Consider the following 19,340-nt stretch of genomic DNA (forward strand, 5'->3'; position numbering starts at 1 on the left):
AGTTCCGCTCTGATCGCGATCAACTCTGGTTCCGCTGAATTTCCAAGGACCAGTTGCCCACTCTCCACTCATCGGTCGCGAATTGTGCGACCGCCGCCTGAAGCGCGTCCTGCTCTGCCGTAATTCGCGTCACCGCGCCGGAGGTGACTACTTCCGCCTGGACCCCTATCTTGGCCAGACCGCTTCGGACGTCTGCGCTTTGTTTGGCCTCAGCGGTGTTCTCCACGTCAGGTCTCCTCGCCAGTCAGGACGATACCGATATATACCCTATGTTCCTGGCATCGAGGTGCGGCGCATATATCGAGCAAATCAGTGCTCTGCGGTGGCGCGTGTAGGAAGCCCAACGGTGTCGGGGGACCGCCAGGCGGACGGTTCGCCAGTTAGCGCCCGGTCACCGCCGTCTTCACCCACCGCCGGCTGGTACGCCAGCCGCGACCGGCTTGATCCCTTCACCGAGTTGAGCGGTGATCGACACCCACGGGTCGACCGCCGAACCGGGCGGTCGGCCCGTGGCCTGACCGGACACCGACAGCCACAGGAGGCAACCGATCATGTATGTCACCGTCATCCGCGACGGCACTGGCCGGCTGGCCGCCCACGCCCCCGACGACATACCGACGACGGAACCCGACGACAGTACGATCACCGTCGCTGTCTGCCCGCCCGGCGCCGCCGACCGCACCACCGGCACGCTGGCCCATCCCTACCAGTTCACCGCCGCCGGGGCGGTGCTCGCCGCCGTGCCCGTACGCGCCCCGGTTACCGCCTCCGTGGACGACCTCAACGCGCTCACCGTCGCGGTGTGCCTCCACCCGGTCAGCCACCGCATGTTCGTTGTCGGCCCCTTCACCGGGCCGGACCGCGCCGAGCAGTGGTGGAACGCCCGCACCAACCGGTTCACCGAGACCGGTGCACACTGCCATATCCTCCCGCTGACCGCACCGTCACCCAGCGACATCCCCGACGGCAACGGAGGCCAGGCGTGAGCGCCCGGCTCGCGCCGGTCCGGGCGGCGTTCTACGGCTACACCGCCGACGACACTGATCCCGCCATGGCCGCCCACGTCCTCGCCCAGCAGTATCAGCAGTGCGTCTCCGTGCTGCCGGACGGCGCCGTCACTGCCGTGTTCTACGACGTCGGCGCACGACCTCACTGCTGGCACACGCCCGCGACGCTCAACCTCGGCGGGAGACACGCAGACCGCGCCGGCGGTCTGCAGGCGCTGCTCACCGAGACCAGCCGCCAGGACCGGCGGTTCGACTTCGTCATCAGCACAGCCCTTGACCGGCTGCCCCGACAGGCGGACGCCGTCACCGCGATCCTGCGCACGCTGGCCATCGCGGGCGTCGAACTCCTGCTCGCGTCCGAGCCTCGCGCCGACGACGGCCCGCTGCCGACACCGCTGCGGCTGTACAGCGTCGTCTACCTCGACGTGCTAGCCGGGCTCGTCACGGAAGGAGATTGCCGATGACGGCGTCCCTGCCCGAGTGGCTGCGCCCGGCCACGACCGGCCCGGCCATCGAGCGCACCGTGCGGGTGGCGTTCCTGGGCCGGACTTCCACCGACGAGCAGCAGGACCCGACGCTGTCGATCCCCCGGCAGTTGACCAACAGCGAGCGAGCCCTACTGCCCGGCATGGTCATCGTCGCCCGGTTCTACGACGTCGAGTCCTCCCGCAAGGAACTCGACCAGCGCGGCCGGAGCACCGCGTGGAAGAAATTCGACATCGGCATCCCCCGCGACGGCGGCCTCGGCGATCTGCTGGCCGAGGCGACCTCACCAGACCGCCGGTTCGACGTGGTGATCTGCGAATCGATCGACCGCATCGCCCGGTGGACTCACCAGGGCACCAAGATCGAGCACGACCTGGAACTGGCCGGTGTGCCGCTGCTGGCCGCCGACGAGCCGATCATCCTCAACGGCCAGTCCAACGGCCGCAAGCGCAAGCGCGCCAGTCAGGTACTCCTGCGCCGCACCAAACAGGGTGTCGCCGAGTGGTACATCCTCGAAATGCTCGAAAAGAGCTGGGACGGCTTCGAGGTCCACACCGGGCAGGGCTGGAACATCGGCAAACCGCCCTACGGCTACGAGGCGGAGAAGCACCGCCACCCGGTACCCGCCAAGCGGGCGCAGGGCAAGCACAAGACCAAGTTGAGCATCGACCCCGTACGCGGCCCGGTCGTCGTACAGATCTACACCTGGCGGGTCGACGAGAAGCTCGCCTACCGCGCCATCGCCGAACGCCTCAACACGGACCTCGACCGGTATCCGCCGCCGCAGCCAGTGGACCCAGAACGGGCCGTCGGACGATGGACCGGCTCCGCAGTCCGGGAGATCTTGTTCAACCCGAAGTACACCGGACACATGGTCTGGAACCGCCGGTCCACCAAAGACAAGCTCCACCCCGGCAAGACCAACAGCCGCGAAGAGTGGATCGTGTCCGACACCCCGACCCACCCCGCGATCATCTCCGTCGAACTGTTCAGCTCAGCCCAAGAGATCGCCAAGTACCGACGCCGCTCCCGATCCGAGACATCGGGCACCAACCGCCACCGGCAGACCCGCGTGAGCTACCCCCTCCGGTCCCACGTTCTATGCGAGTTGTGCGGCGGCCGACGCATGCACGGCAAGTGCAATCACGCGAAGACGCCTTACTACTACTGCCAGCCCCGCGAACGCGATCGGCCCGAGGGACACCCGGCCACCATTTGGCTGCGCGAGGACGAACTCCTCGACGGTCTAGCCACCTTCTTCAACCGGCACCTCCTCGGCCCCGACCGGCTCAGCCTGGTCAACAGCAGCATCGACGCCAAAACTGTCCGCCTCGCCGAGAACCACAACCAACGGATCTTGGCCGTCCGCCGCGCGGTCGGGGACGTACAGCAGCGCCTGGAACGACTGACGACCGTCTTGGAAGAACGAGACGACCCCGACGGAACCGTCTTCAGCCGCATCCAAGCCCGCCTGGCCGACCTCGAAGGCCAACTACGCGAACGCACCGCCGAGCTGACTTATCTCGAAGAGTCCGCGCCTCCGGACCCCGTCGGACAGGTTGACCTGCTGGCACACCTACCCGAGATCGAGATCAACTTCTTCTCGCTTCCCGACGACCGACTCCGCCGGCTACTCGACGCGTTCGCCGTCCAGATCAGCTACGACAAGCTTGCGCATCGAGCTACCTACCGGGCACGGGTCAGCGGACACCTGATCCCGCAAGCGTCGCAGATGATCATGACAAGCGCCCGCGAATCCCACCCCAAACGCCAACCGGCCGGTGGCCCCGTCGTTGACGGGGCCACCGGCCGATCCCTGCACAGTTCTGTGACATGCCCTGCCGGGGGCACGACAGCTCACCAGAACTTTCGGGCCACTGACCAGCGATAGCGCGGTTGGTGGCCTTTTCCACGCCCGGCCGTTCCGACCCCCACGGCGGTCTGAACCGAGGACGTACCGAAGTCACCGAGGCCTCGCGCTGACGCGTCAGCGCGGCTGCCATGATCTTGGTTCGCAAGGATCAGGTCTCGGGCATCCGTGCCGAATAGCTGAGACATGCCGCTGCCCGTTCCCGCCGACTCCCACGGGGTGTTGTTCGGGTACGCGCTGGAGGTGCACAACCTCACCACGAACGGGCGGCACTATGAAGCGCTGCTGCTCGGTGACCGGGTCGAGGCGGTGCTCCTCGGCCTGGGCGACCGTTCGGCCTACCTGATCGCCCGCCAGGCCCGGATGTACGCGCTGCTGGGGCTGGGGAGGTTCGACGAGGCGCTGGCGATCAGCGAGGAGCTGGCCGCCGCCCGGCGCCTCTCGGGGCCCCGGGGCAACCTGGTGAAGATCCTGGCCGACCAGGCCTGCATCTACATCCGGCTGGGCCGCACCGACGAAGGGCTGCAGCTGCTGGCCCGCGCCACCACCGAACTGGATCTCCTGCCGCGCCACGGCCGATACTTCTCCGCGCTCTGCTCGGTCAGCGACGCCGCGCAGACCGCCGAACTCTACGAGCTGGCCGACCAGTGTGCCCGGGACTCCGCCGCCGACCCTGTTTTCCAGGCAAGCCTGCGGCTGATCCACGCCGAAACCTTGCTGGAGTGGGGCATACGGCTGCAACAGGTGGGCGCCGTCAGCGAGGCCCGGGCACGGCTCACCCGCAGCGTCGCCCTCGCCAGGCAGCATCTGATCGACGAGCCGGACACCCCGGCGGGTGTGGGACTGCTCGCCGCCGGCCTGGCGCGGACCGGTGAGCCCGACGAGGCGGTCCGGCTGGCCGAGGAGCATCTGCTGCCGCTCCGGGCGCAGGGGTTGCGGCACGAGGCGCGGTTGCTGCACCTGGCGTACGGCTCGGCGCTGCACGTGCTGGGCGATCTGCGCGGGGCATACCGCGAGATGATCGCGGCGATGGAGCTCTCCGAGCACACCGGCCATCGCCTGATCATCCGTTTCGAGCTGGCCCGGGTCGCCGCCGCGATGGACCCGGGGGAGGCGACCCAGACGATGCTGGACACCTTGCGGGAGCAGGTGGCCCTGTTGTGGCGGCAGCGCCTCGACCGGCGGCAGATGCTGCGACAGGCCCAGCGGCGTGCCGAGCTGGAGGCGGCCCGGGACCAGGCCGAGGGCGTCGCGATCTCGGACGCCCTGACCGGGCTGGGCAACCGGCGCGCCTTCGACGCCTGGATGGGCCGGGCCGGCGGCGGCACCTCGCTGATCCTGGTCGACGTGGACAAATTCAAGGACATCAACGACACCTTTTCGCACGGCGTCGGCGATCGGGTGCTGCGCGCGGTAGCCGACGTGCTGCGCGCGCACTGCCGGGAGGGCGACGTGCCGGTTCGCTTCGGCGGGGACGAGTTCGCCGTCTTTCTCGACGCCGACCTCAGCACGGCGGCCTCGATCGCCCATCGGATCCGCGCGGCGGTCAACAGCTACGACTGGGACGGCCTGATGCCTGGCCTGCGGGTGACGGTGAGCATGGGGGCGGCCGCGTACGCCGAGGGGATGAGCGGCCCGGATCTGTTCGACCACGCCGACCGGCGGCTCTACGCGGCCAAGCACCAGGGCCGGGACCTCGTCGTCGCCTGAACGGGCCCGCGGCACCGGCGACGGGTGCGGGATCAGAGGGTGGTGCGGTGGATGTGGTTGTCGATGCCGCGCAGGACCAGCGTGGCGCTGCCGGACACGCCGGGCTCGGCGCCCACGGGGCCCTGGATCTCGTCGGTGGCGAACTCGGAACGCGGGAACCAGCCACCCCACGCTCCGCCGACGTGGTTGTTCTGCCAGAGCCTGCGGTCGGCCGCCACCGCGAAGAGGTAGATCCGGCCCTCGGTGGTCACCGCGGTCGGGCTGGTGTTCAGGGTGCCGCCCAGGTTCTGCCACGAGGACCAGGTCCCGCCGGTCAGGACTCGGTCCCAGATCTCGTCGGTGGGCGACCGCACCGACACGTGGATCGCGCCGGCGCCGTCGATCGATGCCGTGGGGCTGTCCTGGATCGGGCCGTCGTACGGCGCTCCGAGAGACGTCCAGCCGGGGCGGGTACCCCGGGACTTGACCTGGCCGTCCGCGGATCGGGCGAAGAGCGTCCACGAGGTCGGCGAGGCGAACGCCACCGACGGCGAAGAGGTCAGGGCGCCGCCCAGGTCGGCCCAGGTCCGCCGGCGGCCATTCACGAGCGTGAGCTGCCAGGCGCGGTTGTCCCGGCCACGGACGAAGACGTCGATGCGGCCGCCGGCCGACGCGTACGCCGCGGGCCGGCCCTGGATCTTGCGGCCCAGGCCCCGCCAGGCGCCGTCGACGTACTCCTGGAGCACACCGTCGGCGCCTCGGGTGAAGACGTGGCCGCCCGCCACCGACGGCGAATCGGTGCCGGCGGCGCCCAGGTCGTCGCCTCGGACCTGGTCGGTGCCGGTCAGCTTCAGCATCGCGGTGCCGTGCGCCGGCACCTCGATCGTGTACGAGCCGGTGAACTCGCCGAGAGAAGACCGACTCCACAGGTCGCGCACCTGCACCGGGCCGGTCAGGGCCACGTCGGCGAACGTCACCGTGATCCGGCGGGCGGTGTCGCCCCGGTTGAGCAGGGCGACCGCGCGCCGGCCCGTACCCGACAAGGTTTTGCTCCAGACGTCACCAGCGACCTTCACGCCCTGCCGGACCAGCGGGTCCTGGTCGACCGCGATGATCTCGGGGTTGCGCAGCGCCTCGAGCATGGGCGCGGGCAGCCCGCGCGGGTCCGAACCGATGATCAGCGGCGACGCCATGATCGCCCACATGCCCAGCTGGGTGCGCGACTCCTCGAAGGTGAGCTCGCCGGGGCGCATCGGCAGCAGGTAGTCGGGGTCGTTGAAGTGGCCGGGCGACGTGGCCGCGGGGTGGTAGGCGTTGACGTCCATGTTGCGCAGCACCCAGTCCCACTGCCACCGCGGCTCGGAGGTGACCAGGCCGACATCCGTGTAGGTACGCCACGAGTCGGCGATCTCCGGCGCGTACGTGTAGCTCCAGGTGGACAACTGCTGCGGCGTGTAGGGACCGCCGCCCCAGTCGCTGCTCACCGGATTGCAGATGTTGAAGATCATCGGCCGGGGTGACCTCGTGACCTCGGCGGCCAGCGCGCGGAACGTCGTCTCCGGGTCCATGCCGGACGCCCGGCCGCACAGCCAGTCGGCCTTCAGCGCGTCGAAGCCCCAGCGGGCGAAGAGCCGCACGTCGTTGCGGTAGTGGCCGTAGGAACCGAGGCCGCACTGGCCCTCGAGGTACGGGCCCGCGTCGGTGTAGATGCCGGCCTGGAAGCCGCGGTCGTGCAGGTACTTCGTCAGCGCCGGCATGCCGGACGGGAAACGTGCGGGGTCGGCCACCAGGTCGCCGCGGGCGTTGCGCGGGGTCGGCGCGGCCCAGTTGCCGTCGATCCAGATGATCTTGTAGCCGGCTTCGCGCAGGCCGTTCGCGGCCATGAAGTCGGCGATGCTCTTGACCTCGGTCTCGGTCGGGTCGCCGCCGAGCCCGAAGTAGGTGTTCCACCCCATGTAGGGGGTCGGGCCGGGTGCGGCCGAGGCGGCTTCGGGAAGCGGGATCAACACCAGGAGCAGGGAGAGAGCAAGGGTACGGAGGATGCGCACGGTTACTCCTCGAGGAGGGAACGGACCTGATCGCGCTGGGCTTCGTCGGCCAGCGCGGCACCGAGCGCGACAACCCGCGCACCGGCGGCGTAAAAGGAGGGGGCGTCGGCGACGGTGAGGCCGCCGGTCGCCACGAACTCGACGTCGGGGAACGGGCCGAGCAGCCCGGAGATCCAGGCCGGTCCGAGCGCCTTCGCCGGGAACGCCTTGAGCCAGCGGCATCCGGCCAGCCACGCGTGCTGCACCTCGGTGGCGCTGCCCACGCCGGGCAGGTGCGGCATCCCGTTGGCCAGCGATGCCGCCAGCACAACGGGATCGAAGCCGGGGGCCACGGTGTACTGCGCGCCCGCATCGGCCGCCGCGCCCACCTGCTCGGGCGTGATCACCGTGCCGGCGCCGACCCGCAGGCCGCGTTCGGCGGCGGCGGTAACCGCTGCGCGCAAGCCGGCAATCGCGGCGGGGGTGCCGATCGGCACCTCGAGCACCGTGACACCGTTGTCCCACAAGCGATTGGCGACCGCGACGGTCTCGTCCGGCGGTAGGCCGCGCAGGATGGCCATGACCCGGGTCCGGCCGAGGATCTCGTCAAAGTTCATCGGTGATTTCTCCCAGTTCTGCGACGTCGCTGCCGACGTCGATCACGACGTACCCACCGTCGGCCGCCACTCGCACAGGCCGGAGTCGCCGGCGGTGGCCGGGTCGCCGGTCCGGTCCCCTGACGGTCGCAGGCACTCCTCGACACCGCCCGCGTCCACAAAGGAGTCTCCCGGCCGCCCACGCGAGCGGGCCGGATCGGGGCGGTGCCACAGCCAGTCGCGGCCGGCCGCACGCAGCGAGGTCCAGCGTCCGCCCAGCGCGGGGTCGGTCGTCACGGTCACCATTCGCTGAACGACCCGTCGTCCTGCCGCCACACCGGGTTGCGCCACGTGTGACCCGCTTGGTCCGCGTGGCGTACCGCGGCCTCGTCGACCGTGATGCCGAGGCCGGGCGCGTCGGTGCGGGCGATGTGCCCGTCCACGATCTCCAGCGGCGCGCGGTCGGTCACGTAGTCGAGCAGGTCGGCGGTGCCGTGGTGATAGTGGATGCCGATGCTCTGTTCCTGGATCAGGAAGTTGGGCGTGGCGAAGGCGACCTGCAGGCTGGCGGCGAGCGCGATCGGGCCGAGCGGGCAGTGCGGGGCGAAGAGCGCGCCGTACGTCTCGGCGAGCGACGCGATCCGGCGTACCTCGGAGATGCCACCGGCGTGCGACAGGTCCGGCTGCACCACGCTGACCCCGGCCTGGAGGGCGGGCAGGAAACCGGCACGGTCGTACAGCCGCTCGCCGGTCGCGACCGGCACGGGCGTGCACCGCACCAGGTCGCCGAGCAGGTGGGTCTGCTCCGGGACCAGCGGCTCCTCGACCAGCATCGGGCGCAGCGGCGCGACCGCGGGGAGGATCAGCCGCGCGGCCGGGAGGCTGGCCCGGCCGTGCAGGTCGATGGCCACGTCACGGTGGTCGCCGAGGGCGGCGCGGGCGGCGGCCACCCGCTCCACGATCCCGTTGATCTCGGCCACGGTGGGCACCGGGGAGAGCCGGCCGCTGGCGTTCATCTTGACCGCGGTCATGCCGGCCTCGACGTGCGCGGCGACCGCGTCGGTGATCTCGCCGGGCTCGTCGCCGCCGACCCAGGCGTACACCCGGGCGCGATCTCGGACGGCGCCGCCGAGCAGGGCGTGCACCGGCGCGCCGTACGCCTTGCCGGCGATGTCCCACAACGCCTGGTCGATCCCGGCGACGGCGCTGGAGAGGATGGGCCCGCCGCGGTAGAAGCCGCCCTTGCTCAGCACCTGCCAGTGGTGCTCGATGCGCAGCGGGTCCTCGCCGATGAGGTATTCGGAGAGCACCTCGACGGCGGCCCGGACCACCTCGGCGCGCCCCTCGACCACCGGCTCGCCCCAGCCGACGAGACCGTCGTCCGTGCTCACCCGGCAGAACAGCCACCGGGGCGCCACGAGGAAGGTCTCAATTCTGTCGATCTTCACGATGCGCCGTCCTCTCCAGCCGGGCCACGTCCTCGACGGCCTGTTCGAGCAGGCGGCCCATCGCGCGGGAAGCCTGCTCCGGCTGACGTCGCCGGATCGCGTCCAGCACGGCTCGGTGGCTGGGAACCGGATCCTGGGAACCGCCGGCCGCGCCGTGCACCATGCGGTCACGTTCGGCGAGGCCGGTCTCGATCACCACCTCCATGCGCTGGACGAGCTCGTTGTGGGTGGCAGCCAGCAGCGCCCGATGGAACGCCAGGTCGGCGGCCACCGCGGCGGCCGGGTCGGTTCCGGCGGCGGCCATGTCGGCCAGCGCCTGGTCCAGGGCGGCCAGGTCCTCGTCGGTGGCCCGCGCGGCGGCCAGGCTGGCGGCGCCCGGTTCGACGATGCCGCGCAGCTCGTGCAGGTCGTCGAAGAGCCCGGGGCGCTGCGCGCGGGTGAACTGCCAGCGCAGCACGTCGCTGTCCAGCAGGCTCCAGGCGGACCGCGGCCGGACGAAGGTGCCGCGCTTGGGCCGGGCGTCCACCAGGCCCTTGGCGGCGAGCACCCGCAGCGCCTCGCGCAGCACGGTCAGGCTCACGTCGAACTCGGACTGCAACGCGTTGAGGTCGAGCGTGCCGCCCTCCGGCAACGAGCCGTTGAGGATCCGCTGGGCCAGCACCTCGACGGTCTGGCCGTGCACGCCACGGGCCACGTACTGCTGCATCCGGTCCTGCCTCCCTGTAACGGCTTTCATCCCGAGGACTTCGCGGCGGTCCAGCCACCGTCCACCACCAGGCTGGTCCCGGTCACGTACGCGGCGTCCGGCGAGGCGAGGAAGGCGATGGCGGCTGCCACCTCGCCGGGCGTGCCGAACCGGCCGGCGACCGTGGCGGCGACGCTGCGCGCGTGATCCTCCGCGGACACCTGTTCCCAGGCCGGCGTCAGGATCGGGCCGGGCAGGACGGTGTTGACCCGCAGCGCCGGACCGTACTCGACGGCGAGCTGCCGGGCCAGCGCCACCAGGCCGCCCTTGGCCGCCGCGTACGCGGGCCGGCCGGGCAGCCCGACCAGCGCGTGCACCGAGGAGACCGCGACCACGGCGCCGTCGTGCGTGAGCAGGTCGGGCAGCAACGCCTTCACGCCGAGGAAGGTGCCGGTGAGGCTGACCGCGATCTGGTGCTCCCAGGAGGCGAGGGTGGTCGCGTCGGCGGGGGCGATCTCCACCGCGTACGCATTGCTGACCAGCACTCCCACCGGGCCGAAAGTCTCACGCGCCGTAGCGGCCACCCGAGCCCAGTCGTCCTCGTTGGAGGCGTCCGCCCGGATCGCGACGGCTCGCCCGATCTCCGCGGCGAGCACGTCCGCCGGCGCCACGTCGGCGAGCACCACCGCAGCACCTTCGGCGGCCAGGCGACGTGCGGTTGCGGCCCCGATGCCCGAGGCGGCTCCGGTGACCACAGCCGTCCTACCTGCGAAGCGACCCGTCATGCACACGCCCCCATTCCGAACTCTTCATTAATTACGAAGATATATTGACAGGCCGGCAACCGTGATGCAACCTTCTGGAAACACGACCTCGGAGGCTCACATGATCTCTGCACCCGTCAGTCGCCGCGGGTTCCTGGCCGGTCTCGGTGGCATCGGAGCGGCCGGAATCCTCGGCGCGTGCGCTACCGGGAGTGACGACTCCTCGGGCGCCGCCTCCGCCACCCTCACCCTGCAGTCCTCCCTGTCCGACCCCGATCCCAAGGCCGCGCTGACCGAGGTCGTCAAGGGCTACGCCAAGACGCCGGTCACGCTGAACACCATCGCGATCGAGACCTTCCGGGCCCAGCTGCCCACCTACCTGAACTCCGGCAACCCGCCGGACGTGCTCACCTGGTACGCCGGCTCGGTGGCCCGCGACTACGCGAGCAAGGGCTTCCTGCTCGACCTCTCCGACCTGTGGACCGGCAACGGCCCGTGCGCCGGCTTCTCCCCCGCGCTCAAGGAGCTCAGCACCAACGACGGCAAGCAGATCTTCGTGCCGACGAACTGGTACTGGTGGGGCCTGTTCTACAAGAAGTCGGCGTTCCAGGAGTGGGGTGTGCGGCCCGCCGAGACCTGGGACGAGTTCATCACCCTCTGCAAGACGATCAAGAGCAAGGGCGTCCACCCCTTGACCATGGGTACGGGCTCCACCCAGTGGGTGGCCTCCGGCTGGTTCGACTACCTGAACCTGCGTGTCAACGGCGCCGACTTCCACCGGGAACTGCTGGCCGGCCGGCACTCGTTCGACGATCCCAAGGTCAAGACCGTGATGGACCACTACCGGCAGATCCTGGAGTTCATCGACCCGAAGGGCCGGTCGTACTCGTGGCAGGACGCGGTGACCCCGCTGAACGCCAAGAAGGCCGGCATGTACCTGATCGGCGCGTTCATCACGACCGCAATGCCGGGCGACGACCTCGACTTCTTCCGGGTGCCGGTCATCGACAAGAACGTGCCGCTGGCCGAGGAGGCGCCGACCGACGGCTACTTCGCCAGCGCCAAGTCCCGCAACGCGCAGGGCGCCAAGGACCTGATCGGCTACCTGGCCGCGCCGGAACAGCAGCAGAAGTTCATCGAGCTGTCCAAGTCGTCCAACCTGCCGACCTCGTCCAAGGTGGACACCACGAGGTTCTCGCCGCTGGTGCAGAAGGGCATCAAGATGCTCGGCGAGAGCGCGTCGCTGACCCAGTTCTTCAACCGCGACTCCAGCGACCAGCTGCAGACCGTGGCGGACACGGCGCTGACCAAGTTCCTCGACGCGCCCGAGGACGTCGACAAGATCCTGGCCGACTGGCAGGCCGGCGCGAAGAAGGTCCTCGGGCGATGACCACCACCCTGCGCCGGGTTCCGCCGGTCGTCTGGGTCTTCCTCGCCGTACCGGCCGCCGTCGAGCTGGGCATGGTGTTCTGGCCGGCGCTGAACAGCTTCTACCTGTCCTTCACCCAGTGGAACGGGCTCGGCGCGGCCAAGCCCGTCGGCCTCGACAACTTCCGCGCGCTGGGCAGCGACGAGATCTTCCTCGGCGCGCTGAAGAACAACGTGCTCTGGGCGGTCGGCTTCGGCGGGCTGTCGGTGCTCACCGGGCTGGCGCTGGCGGTGGCGCTGAACCGGCCCCGCCGCGGCGTCGGCCTTTACCGCAGTGCGATCTACCTGCCGATGGTGTTCTCGCTGGCGGTGACCGGACTGTTCTGGCGGGTGCAGTACCAGCCGGACGGCACGATCAACACGGTGCTCGGCGGGCTCGGCCTCGGTGGCTGGGAGAAGCAGTGGCTGGCCGACCCGGACACCGCGCTGTGGGCGGTGCTGGTCGCGGCCGTCTGGCGGCAGGCCGGGTACGTGATGGTGCTCTACCTGGCCGGGCTGAAGAGCACCGACCCGTCGCTGGACGACGCGTCCGCGGTCGACGGGGCGTCGCCCTGGCAGCGGTTCCGCTTCGTCACCTGGCCGCAGTTGCGCGGCGTCAACACGGTCGTCTTCGCGGTTACCGTGATCGACTCGCTGCGCACCTTCGACATCGTCTGGGCGATGACCCAGGGCGGGCCGTACCACTCGTCGGAGCTGCTCAGCACCTACATGTTCCAGCAGGGCTTCACGTTCCTGAACCTGGGCTACGCCTCCGCGATCGCCGTCGTCATCTTCGCGATGGCCCTGGTCTTCATCATCACGTATCTGGTTCGAGCGACCAAGAACGAGGTCGAGGCATGAGGGGCAAGTCCGGCTGGGGTTTTCATGCCGTCATGGCGCCGCTGACCCTGCTCTGGGTGGCGCCGATGATCTTCGTGGTCGTGGTGGCGTTCCGGTCCTTCGACGACATCACCCTGCACGGCGCTTCGGCCTTTCCCCGCAGCTTCACCTTCGACGGCTTCTCCACCGCGCTGGGCACCGGATCGATGGGCCGGGCGATGTGGATCAGCGCCCAGGTCACCGTCCCCGCGGTCATCCTCAGCCTGCTGCTGAGCTCGTTCGCGGCGTACGCTCTGAGCCGGTACCGGATCCCCGGCCGCCGGGCGATCCTGCTGACCATGCTGGCCGGCAACCTGCTGCCGCCGCAGATCCTGCTGATCCCGGTGTCCCGGGTGATGGAGTCGCTGGGCATCTACGACACGCTGGGCGCGCTGGTCCTGATCCACGTCGGTTTCGGGCTCGGCTTCTACACGTTCGTGCTGCACGGTTTCATGCGCTCGATCCCGGCCGAGCTGACTGAGGCGGCCCGGATCGACGGCGCCGGCCCGGTGCAGATCTACGCCCGGATCATCATGCCGCTCTGCCGGCCGTCGCTGGCGGCGCTCGGCGCGCTCGCCACCACCTGGATCTTCAACGACCTGATCTGGGCGATCACCGTGCTGCGCACCGAGGCCAAGCTGCCGGTCACGGCCGCGCTGCTCAACCTCCAGGGCGGGTACGTCAGCAACTGGAACGTGGTGGCCGCGGCCTCGATCGTTGCGGCCGTACCCACCGCGATCGTCTTCTTCGCCTTCCAGAAACACTTCGTCTCCGGCCTCCTGATGGGCTCGACCAAATGAGAGCCGTCACGCTCTGGGACTTCACCTGGTACACCCGGACCGGTGTGGGGCAACCGTTTCACGACCTGGACGAGGCGTTCCGGCAGGCGGTGGAGCGCGGTTTCGACACGGTACGGATCTGCGCGATGCCCGTGCTGCTCTTCAGGTCGGGACTGGACACCACGGCACTGCGATTCGACGGGCTCGCGCTCCGGGACGTCTCCCGCCCGTACCCTCAGGATCGGGCCTTTGACGAGCTGCTGCGGGACGGTGCGCCGCGGCTGGAGGACTGGCGGGCGCCGGACTCCTGGAAGACCGCCGCGACGGTGGTGCCGCACCGCGAGATCTACACCCACGACTGGTGCGATCCGGACAAGTGGGACCGCTGGCTGTACGACCGGTACGGCGAGCATCGGCTGGCCATGCGGGAGACCCTGGACCTGTGGCTCGACGTGGCCGCCGACTTCGCGGCCGGCCGGGGCATCCCGCTGGTGTTCGGCGAGGGCTGGGTCGGCTACACGCCGCTGCACGCCTGGTTCGAGGAGGGCCCGGTCGGCGCGGAGATCTGTGAGCACGCGGTCGGCCGCGCGCGGGAGCTCGGCGCCTGGGGCACCGTGGTGTGCTCGAACGCGGCCCCGCACCATCCGATGTGGAACAACGCGGCGTGGCTGCGCCGCGTCAACCTTCAGGAGAACCGTTGAGCACGTGGACCATCACCGGGGCGACGACCGAGTACACGGTGGCGCGGGCCGGCGACCGGCTGGACCTGGTCGCCTGGGGACCGCACGGGGTGAGCGACGGGCCGTCGCCGCTGGCCTTCCACGGCAAGGTGCAGTACATGGCCGACGCGGACGTGGCGCCGGTCGAGTACGCCCCGGACGGCCTGCGCCCGTTCCTCGGCTTCGACCTCGCCGTACATGGAAAGGTGCTCTTCCTCAAGCTGACAACCGTGGCGGCCGGCCACGCCGAATACGTCGACGAGATCTCGGGTCTGCAAGTCGATCTGCACTGGCGGTTCGCACCGGGTACGGATGTCATCGAGCGGTGGGCGGTCCTCCGCAACGACGGCGCCGAAGCGATCGCCCTGACCCGGCTCGACTCGGCCAGCTTCAACATCCCCACGCCCGAGGGCGCCACGCTGCACTATCTGGTCGGCCAGTGGGCGCAGGAGTTCACCACCGCGTCGACCACGCTGAGCCGCGGGCGCTTCGAGATCGGCAGCGCCCAGGGCGTGACCGGGCACCAGTTCTCGCCGTATCTCGCCGTCGACAACGGCGATGCGGTCTACGGCGTGCAGCTGGCCTGGACCGGCTCGTGGCACCTGACCGCCGACGCCGACGCGGCCGGGATGACGCGGGTACGGGCCGGGCGCGCGCTCGCCGACGGACCCGTGACGATCGGCCCCGGCGAGACGATCACCACCCCGGTGGCGGCCGGGGCGTACAGCGCGGAGGGGCTGGACGGGCTGGCCCGGCAGTGGCACGCCTACGAACGGCACCTCGCCGGCGAGCGCCTGAACCGGACCCGGAAGGTCATCTACAACTCGTGGGAGGCCACCTGGTTCGACGTCACCGCGGCCGGGCAGCTCGCCCTCGCCGACGTCGCCGCCGAGCTCGGCGTGGAGACGTTCGTGGTGGACGACGGCTGGTTCGTGGGACGGCCGGACGACCACAGCGGGCTCGGCGACTGGACCCCGGACCCGGCGAAGTTCCCGGACGGCTTCGGCGCCTTCGCCCGGGCGGTCCGCGAGCGCGGCATGGATTTCGGGCTGTGGGTGGAACCGGAGATGGTGAACCCGAAGTCGCGGCTCTACGCCGAGCACCCGGACTGGATCTATCACACCGACGGCCGGCCACGGACCATGGTTCGCCACCAGTACCTGCTGAACCTGGGCCGGGACGACGTCCACGATTTCATCCGCGACACCCTGGACGGATTGCTGACGGCGTACCCCATCACGTATTTGAAGTGGGATTTCAACCGTCCCCGCACCGAGGCCGACCGCGGCGTGCCCGACCTGGACGGCGCGCACGTGCGGAACCTCTACCGGATCCTGGACCACCTGCGCGAGCGGCATCCGCACGTGACCGTGGAGAGCTGCGCGGCCGGTGGCGCCCGGGTCGACCTGGCGATGGCCGCGCGCACCGACGTGGTCTGGCCGAGCGACAACACGGCGCCGCTGGACCGGCTGCGCATCCAGCACGGCTTCCTGTCCGCGCACGCGCCGCACCTGATGAGCTCGTGGGTGACCGACTCGCGCGGGCTGTTCGACGACCGGCCGCGCTCGCCGGCGTTCCGCTTCGTGCTGGCCTGCGCGGGCGTGCTCGGCATCGGCGCGGACATCACCAAGTGGTCGCCGGCCGAGAAGGAGGAGGCCCGTACCTGGATCGCCCGCTACAAGCAGGTGCGCGACGTGATCACCGGCGGGACCGTGCACCGGATCGGCGGCCCGTCCGAGCGACGCTGCGCGGTGCAGTACACGCTCGGCGACCGGATCGTGGTGCTGGCGTGGAATCCCGGACCGCTCGACGGGCTCGGCACGGTGCCGGCGCGCGACGTGCGACTACCCTGCGTGGCCTTTCCCCGTCGGCCCGCTACCGCGCCGGTGACGTCATCTGCTCCGGCAGTCATCTGATGGCGGCCGGGTTGCCGGTGCGGTGGACGCCGACGTACGACGCCGACCTTCTTCAGCTGGAGCGCGCATGATCCTGCTCTGAACCTTTCGCCCGGGCGCCCGCTACCTACCTTGAGGCGGGAGGTGAGCGGATGGACCCGGGCGGCGACGACGCGTTGCTGCGGTCGGTCGCGGCCGGTGACGCGGCCGCACTGTCCCGCCTGTACGAGCGGCACTCCGGCGCCCTCTTCGGCTACCTGTTCCGGCTCGCCGGCGACCGGATGACCGCCGAGGAGATCCTCCAGGACACCATGCTCGCGGTCTGGCGGTCGGCCGGCGCCTTCGAGGGCCGGGCGAAGGTGACGACGTGGCTGTTCGGCGTCGCCCGGCGCCAGGCGCACAACCGGCTGCGCGGCCGGGCCTCCCCCGAGCCCGCCGGCGGCGACCTGCCCGACCCGCCCGACCGGGGCGCCGGCCCCGAGGAACTCGCGATCGCGGCCGCCGGTGGCACACCCGTGGCCGCGGCCATCGACCTGCTCCCCGGCCACCATCGTGACGTGATCGCGCTGGTGTTCGTGGCCGGCCTGCCGCTCGCCGACGTCGCCGAGGTGCTCGGCATCCCGGTCGGCACGGTGAAGAGCCGGCTGCATCACGCCCGGGCCGCCGTCGCCGCGGCGCTCACCGCTCAGGAGGTGCCGGAATGAAGGATCTGCTGCCCGCGTACGCCGCCGGATCGCTGCCCGAGGCCGACCGTGACCGAGTCCGCGCACACCTCGCGGACTGCACCCGATGCCGGGCGGACCTGGCCACCTGGCAGGCGATCTCGGCCGCCGCGACACCGTCCGCGCCGCCACCGGACCCGGCGTCGCTGCTGCGGGCCGTGATGACCCGGAGCGCAACGATGCCGTCGCCCTCCCCCAGCCGGCCGCTGCGCCATCTCGCATCGTTGGTGCTGGCCGAGGCACGGCTGATCCGACCAGCAGTGCCGATCGCGTCGGCGCTGGTGATGGCACTCGGGGTGGCGGTCGTCCTGCTGCAGGCCACCGCCGGGGGCGACCTGGTGCTCTCGCTGATCGCGCCGATCGTCGCCGCGGCCGGGGTCGCGGGCACGTACCGCTCCGGGCGCGACCCGGCCGCCGAACTCGTCGCCGCCACCCCGACCTCCGGACGCCTGCTGCTGCTCGTCCGCATCGCGCTCGTGTTCGGGTACGACCTGCTGCTCACCCTGGCGGCCTCCGGCGCCCTGGCCGCATCCGGCGCGGCCGGGACGGCGAACCTCAACGCGCTCGTCGGCGCCTGGCTCGGCCCGATGGCGTTGCTGTCCTCGCTCAGCCTGCTGTTCGCCGTCTTCTTCGGGCCGGACGTCGCCCTCGGCGCCGCAGTCGGAGTCTGGGCCGTGCGCGTGTTCGCGGGTGGCGTGCTGATCCACGACGGATGGCCGGCACAGCTCATTGTGGACTCCTGGTCGACGAACGCCCCCGTACTGACGGTCAGCGTCGCCATCGCCGTCGTCGCGGTGATGATCGCCGGATCCGGTGAACCACGCGACGGCCGGGGCGCTACTCACCGGATGTGAGACCACTGACCCTCTGGCGGTACGAGATACGCCGAACCGGCTGGACGGCCCTGCTCGGCCCGCCGATCGCCGTCGCCCTCGGCATCGCGGCCGCGCTGGCCAACCCGCAGCCCGGCGACACGACCACCGCCCGCATCCTGCTCGGCGCCCTGGAGATGGCGATCCCGCTCGCCGCCGGCGTCTCCTGCGCCTCGCTCATCGGCCGCGACCCCGCCGTCGAGATCCAGCTGACGTCGCCGACGGCGTACCGCGTGACCCTGGTGCGGCGGATGGCCGTCACGCTCGGCTGGACCGCCGCGGTGGCCATGCTGATGGCGGGCGTCCTGATCGTGACCGGCTGGTGGGACCGCTGGCCGGCCAGCCACGGGCCGGTCGCCGGACAACTGACCTGGCTGGCGCCGACGCTCGGCCTGAGCGGGCTGGGTTTCGCCGCGGGCGCCGTGCTGCGCAGCCCCGGCGGGGCCGGCGCGCTGGTCACCTCGGTGTGGGCGATCCAGCAGTTCTTCGCCGGATCCGCGCAGGAGAACCTGCCGGGCCGGCTGCTCTACCTGTTCGCGACCACCCGGGGCGCGGTGCCCGGCGACTGGACCGCGAACCGGCTCACCCTGCTCGGCGCGGCAGCCGTGCTCATCGCCCTCGCGCTCGTCGTGGTGGGCCGTTCGGAACGTCTCATCGATGGGGAGGACGAATGACCGTGTTCGGCGCGAGCCTGCGGTACGAGTTCCACATGCAGGTCCGTAAGCGGTCGGTGTGGATCGTGCCCGCACTGATCCTGGTGCTCTTCGTGCTGATCGGGGGAAGCCTGCTCCGCGACCTGTTCGATCCGCGCGAGCGGGCCGCCGACCCGCGGACCGCCGTGGTCGCGCTGGCGGTCCAGATCTTCGGGCTGCTCGCGATCGGGTTCGGCGGTCTGCTCGCCGATCGCTTCGTCCGGGACGACCGCCTGCGGGTGGCGCCGATCCTGGACGCCACGCCCGCCTCGCCAGGCGCCCGCCTGCTCGGCAAATATCTGGGCACCGGCGCCGCGACGGCCATCCCGATCGCGGTGGCCTACTTCGGTTTCGCCACGGCGTACGCGGTCGACGCCGGCGCCCCGGCGGCGCTCGGCTGGGCGCTGGCCGCCTTCGCCGCGGTGTTCGTCCCCGGCCTGCTGTTCGTGGCCGCGTTCGCGCTGGCAGTGCCGATGGTCATGCCCGCGCCGCTGTTCCGCGTGCTGTTCGTCGGCTACTGGCTGTGGGGCAACGTCGTCTCGCCGGACATCATGCCGACCCTCGCCCGCACCCTCATCCATCCGCTGGGCGGCTACCCGCTCGCCGCGCTGTTCGACTTCCACGGCATCGACGGTCAGGACACCTGGGCCGGCCCGATCCCGGGCGCCACGCTCAACTTCCTGCGACCTGACCCGACACCGGCCCTGGCCTGGCTGTCCATCGCGCTGCTTCTGATCCTCGCGGCTGCCGCGCTCGCCGGCGGCCAGGCCCTGCGCGCCCGCCGGCTCCGCTGACCCCCGCTT

20 protein-coding genes are annotated in these 19,340 nt (G+C 70.8%); 13 read left to right on the plus strand and 7 right to left on the minus strand.

Annotated elements, in window-relative coordinates; genetic code table 11:
• Positions 1–19: 19 nt before the first annotated feature.
• Positions 20–226 (minus strand): hypothetical protein, encoded by a 207-nt coding sequence (locus QSK31_RS30320; RefSeq protein WP_285687929.1) that lies wholly within the window; start codon positions 224–226, stop codon positions 20–22.
• A 325-nt stretch (positions 227–551) separates the two neighbouring features.
• Between QSK31_RS30320 and QSK31_RS30325 the strand changes: the two genes are divergently transcribed.
• The 4 genes from QSK31_RS30325 (at position 552) to QSK31_RS30340 (ending at position 5,073) form a co-directional block, all read left to right on the plus strand.
• Positions 552–986, plus strand: a complete 435-nt coding sequence (locus QSK31_RS30325; protein ID WP_285687930.1) for a hypothetical protein — start codon at positions 552–554, stop codon at positions 984–986.
• Complete coding sequence (locus QSK31_RS30330; RefSeq protein ID WP_285687931.1) at positions 983–1,471, plus strand: recombinase family protein; 489 nt, start codon at positions 983–985, stop codon at positions 1,469–1,471. Before QSK31_RS30325 ends, QSK31_RS30330 begins: the two co-directional genes overlap by 4 nt.
• Positions 1,472–1,536: 65 nt before the next feature.
• Positions 1,537–3,384 carry a recombinase family protein gene (locus tag QSK31_RS30335; protein WP_285687932.1) on the plus strand — a complete coding sequence of 616 codons (1,848 nt, stop codon included), beginning with the start codon at positions 1,537–1,539 and terminating at the stop codon, positions 3,382–3,384.
• A gap of 165 nt (positions 3,385–3,549) precedes the next feature.
• Positions 3,550–5,073 (plus strand): diguanylate cyclase, encoded by a 1,524-nt coding sequence (locus tag QSK31_RS30340; protein WP_285687933.1) that lies wholly within the window; start codon positions 3,550–3,552, stop codon positions 5,071–5,073.
• A 32-nt stretch (positions 5,074–5,105) separates the two neighbouring features.
• On the opposite strand, the gene QSK31_RS30345 is transcribed toward QSK31_RS30340, so the two are convergent.
• From QSK31_RS30345 to QSK31_RS30370, 6 genes are read right to left on the minus strand one after another with little or no spacing between them, the layout of a single operon-like run.
• Complete coding sequence (locus tag QSK31_RS30345) at positions 5,106–7,100, minus strand: DUF8189 domain-containing protein (protein WP_285687934.1); 1,995 nt, start codon at positions 7,098–7,100, stop codon at positions 5,106–5,108.
• A gap of 2 nt (positions 7,101–7,102) precedes the next feature.
• Positions 7,103–7,696 (minus strand): bifunctional 4-hydroxy-2-oxoglutarate aldolase/2-dehydro-3-deoxy-phosphogluconate aldolase, encoded by a 594-nt coding sequence (locus tag QSK31_RS30350; protein ID WP_285687935.1) that lies wholly within the window; start codon positions 7,694–7,696, stop codon positions 7,103–7,105.
• Positions 7,697–7,738: 42 nt separating this feature from the next.
• Positions 7,739–7,972 (minus strand): hypothetical protein, encoded by a 234-nt coding sequence (locus QSK31_RS30355; protein WP_285687936.1) that lies wholly within the window; start codon positions 7,970–7,972, stop codon positions 7,739–7,741.
• A 2-nt stretch (positions 7,973–7,974) separates the two neighbouring features.
• On the minus strand, positions 7,975–9,123 hold the full coding sequence (gene dgoD / locus QSK31_RS30360) for a galactonate dehydratase (protein ID WP_285687937.1): 1,149 nt from the start codon (positions 9,121–9,123) through the stop codon (positions 7,975–7,977).
• Positions 9,104–9,829 carry a FadR/GntR family transcriptional regulator gene (locus tag QSK31_RS30365; protein ID WP_285687938.1) on the minus strand — a complete coding sequence of 242 codons (726 nt, stop codon included), beginning with the start codon at positions 9,827–9,829 and terminating at the stop codon, positions 9,104–9,106. Before QSK31_RS30365 ends, dgoD begins: the two co-directional genes overlap by 20 nt.
• Before the next feature lie 26 nt (positions 9,830–9,855).
• Positions 9,856–10,593: an SDR family NAD(P)-dependent oxidoreductase gene (locus QSK31_RS30370; protein ID WP_285687939.1), complete on the minus strand. Its 738-nt coding sequence runs from the start codon at positions 10,591–10,593 to the stop codon at positions 9,856–9,858.
• A 100-nt stretch (positions 10,594–10,693) separates the two neighbouring features.
• Between QSK31_RS30370 and QSK31_RS30375 the strand changes: the two genes are divergently transcribed.
• The 9 genes from QSK31_RS30375 to QSK31_RS30415 all read left to right on the plus strand — a co-directional run bounded on the left by QSK31_RS30375 (position 10,694) and on the right by QSK31_RS30415 (position 19,331).
• Entirely contained in the window at positions 10,694–11,962 is a 1,269-nt protein-coding gene (locus QSK31_RS30375; protein ID WP_285687940.1) for an ABC transporter substrate-binding protein, read from the plus strand.
• Complete coding sequence (locus QSK31_RS30380) at positions 11,959–12,840, plus strand: carbohydrate ABC transporter permease (protein ID WP_285687941.1); 882 nt, start codon at positions 11,959–11,961, stop codon at positions 12,838–12,840. The genes QSK31_RS30375 and QSK31_RS30380 overlap by 4 nt, the downstream gene beginning before the upstream one ends.
• Complete coding sequence (locus QSK31_RS30385; RefSeq protein WP_285687942.1) at positions 12,837–13,658, plus strand: carbohydrate ABC transporter permease; 822 nt, start codon at positions 12,837–12,839, stop codon at positions 13,656–13,658. The genes QSK31_RS30380 and QSK31_RS30385 overlap by 4 nt, the downstream gene beginning before the upstream one ends.
• Positions 13,655–14,338 (plus strand): cellulase-like family protein, encoded by a 684-nt coding sequence (locus QSK31_RS30390; protein ID WP_285687943.1) that lies wholly within the window; start codon positions 13,655–13,657, stop codon positions 14,336–14,338. Before QSK31_RS30385 ends, QSK31_RS30390 begins: the two co-directional genes overlap by 4 nt.
• Entirely contained in the window at positions 14,335–16,272 is a 1,938-nt protein-coding gene (locus tag QSK31_RS30395) for an alpha-galactosidase (RefSeq protein ID WP_285687944.1), read from the plus strand. Before QSK31_RS30390 ends, QSK31_RS30395 begins: the two co-directional genes overlap by 4 nt.
• Before the next feature lie 131 nt (positions 16,273–16,403).
• On the plus strand, positions 16,404–16,955 hold the full coding sequence (locus tag QSK31_RS30400; protein ID WP_285687945.1) for an RNA polymerase sigma factor: 552 nt from the start codon (positions 16,404–16,406) through the stop codon (positions 16,953–16,955).
• Positions 16,952–17,827 carry a zf-HC2 domain-containing protein gene (locus QSK31_RS30405; protein WP_285687946.1) on the plus strand — a complete coding sequence of 292 codons (876 nt, stop codon included), beginning with the start codon at positions 16,952–16,954 and terminating at the stop codon, positions 17,825–17,827. Before QSK31_RS30400 ends, QSK31_RS30405 begins: the two co-directional genes overlap by 4 nt.
• Positions 17,824–18,519, plus strand: coding sequence for a hypothetical protein (locus QSK31_RS30410; RefSeq protein WP_285687947.1), 696 nt, complete (start codon positions 17,824–17,826; stop codon positions 18,517–18,519). The genes QSK31_RS30405 and QSK31_RS30410 overlap by 4 nt, the downstream gene beginning before the upstream one ends.
• Positions 18,516–19,331, plus strand: coding sequence for an ABC transporter permease (locus tag QSK31_RS30415; protein WP_285687948.1), 816 nt, complete (start codon positions 18,516–18,518; stop codon positions 19,329–19,331). The genes QSK31_RS30410 and QSK31_RS30415 overlap by 4 nt, the downstream gene beginning before the upstream one ends.
• Positions 19,332–19,340 lie beyond the last annotated feature (9 nt).

The organism is Actinoplanes sp. NBRC 103695 (assembly GCF_030269485.1).
Classification (GTDB): domain Bacteria; phylum Actinomycetota; class Actinomycetes; order Mycobacteriales; family Micromonosporaceae; genus Actinoplanes.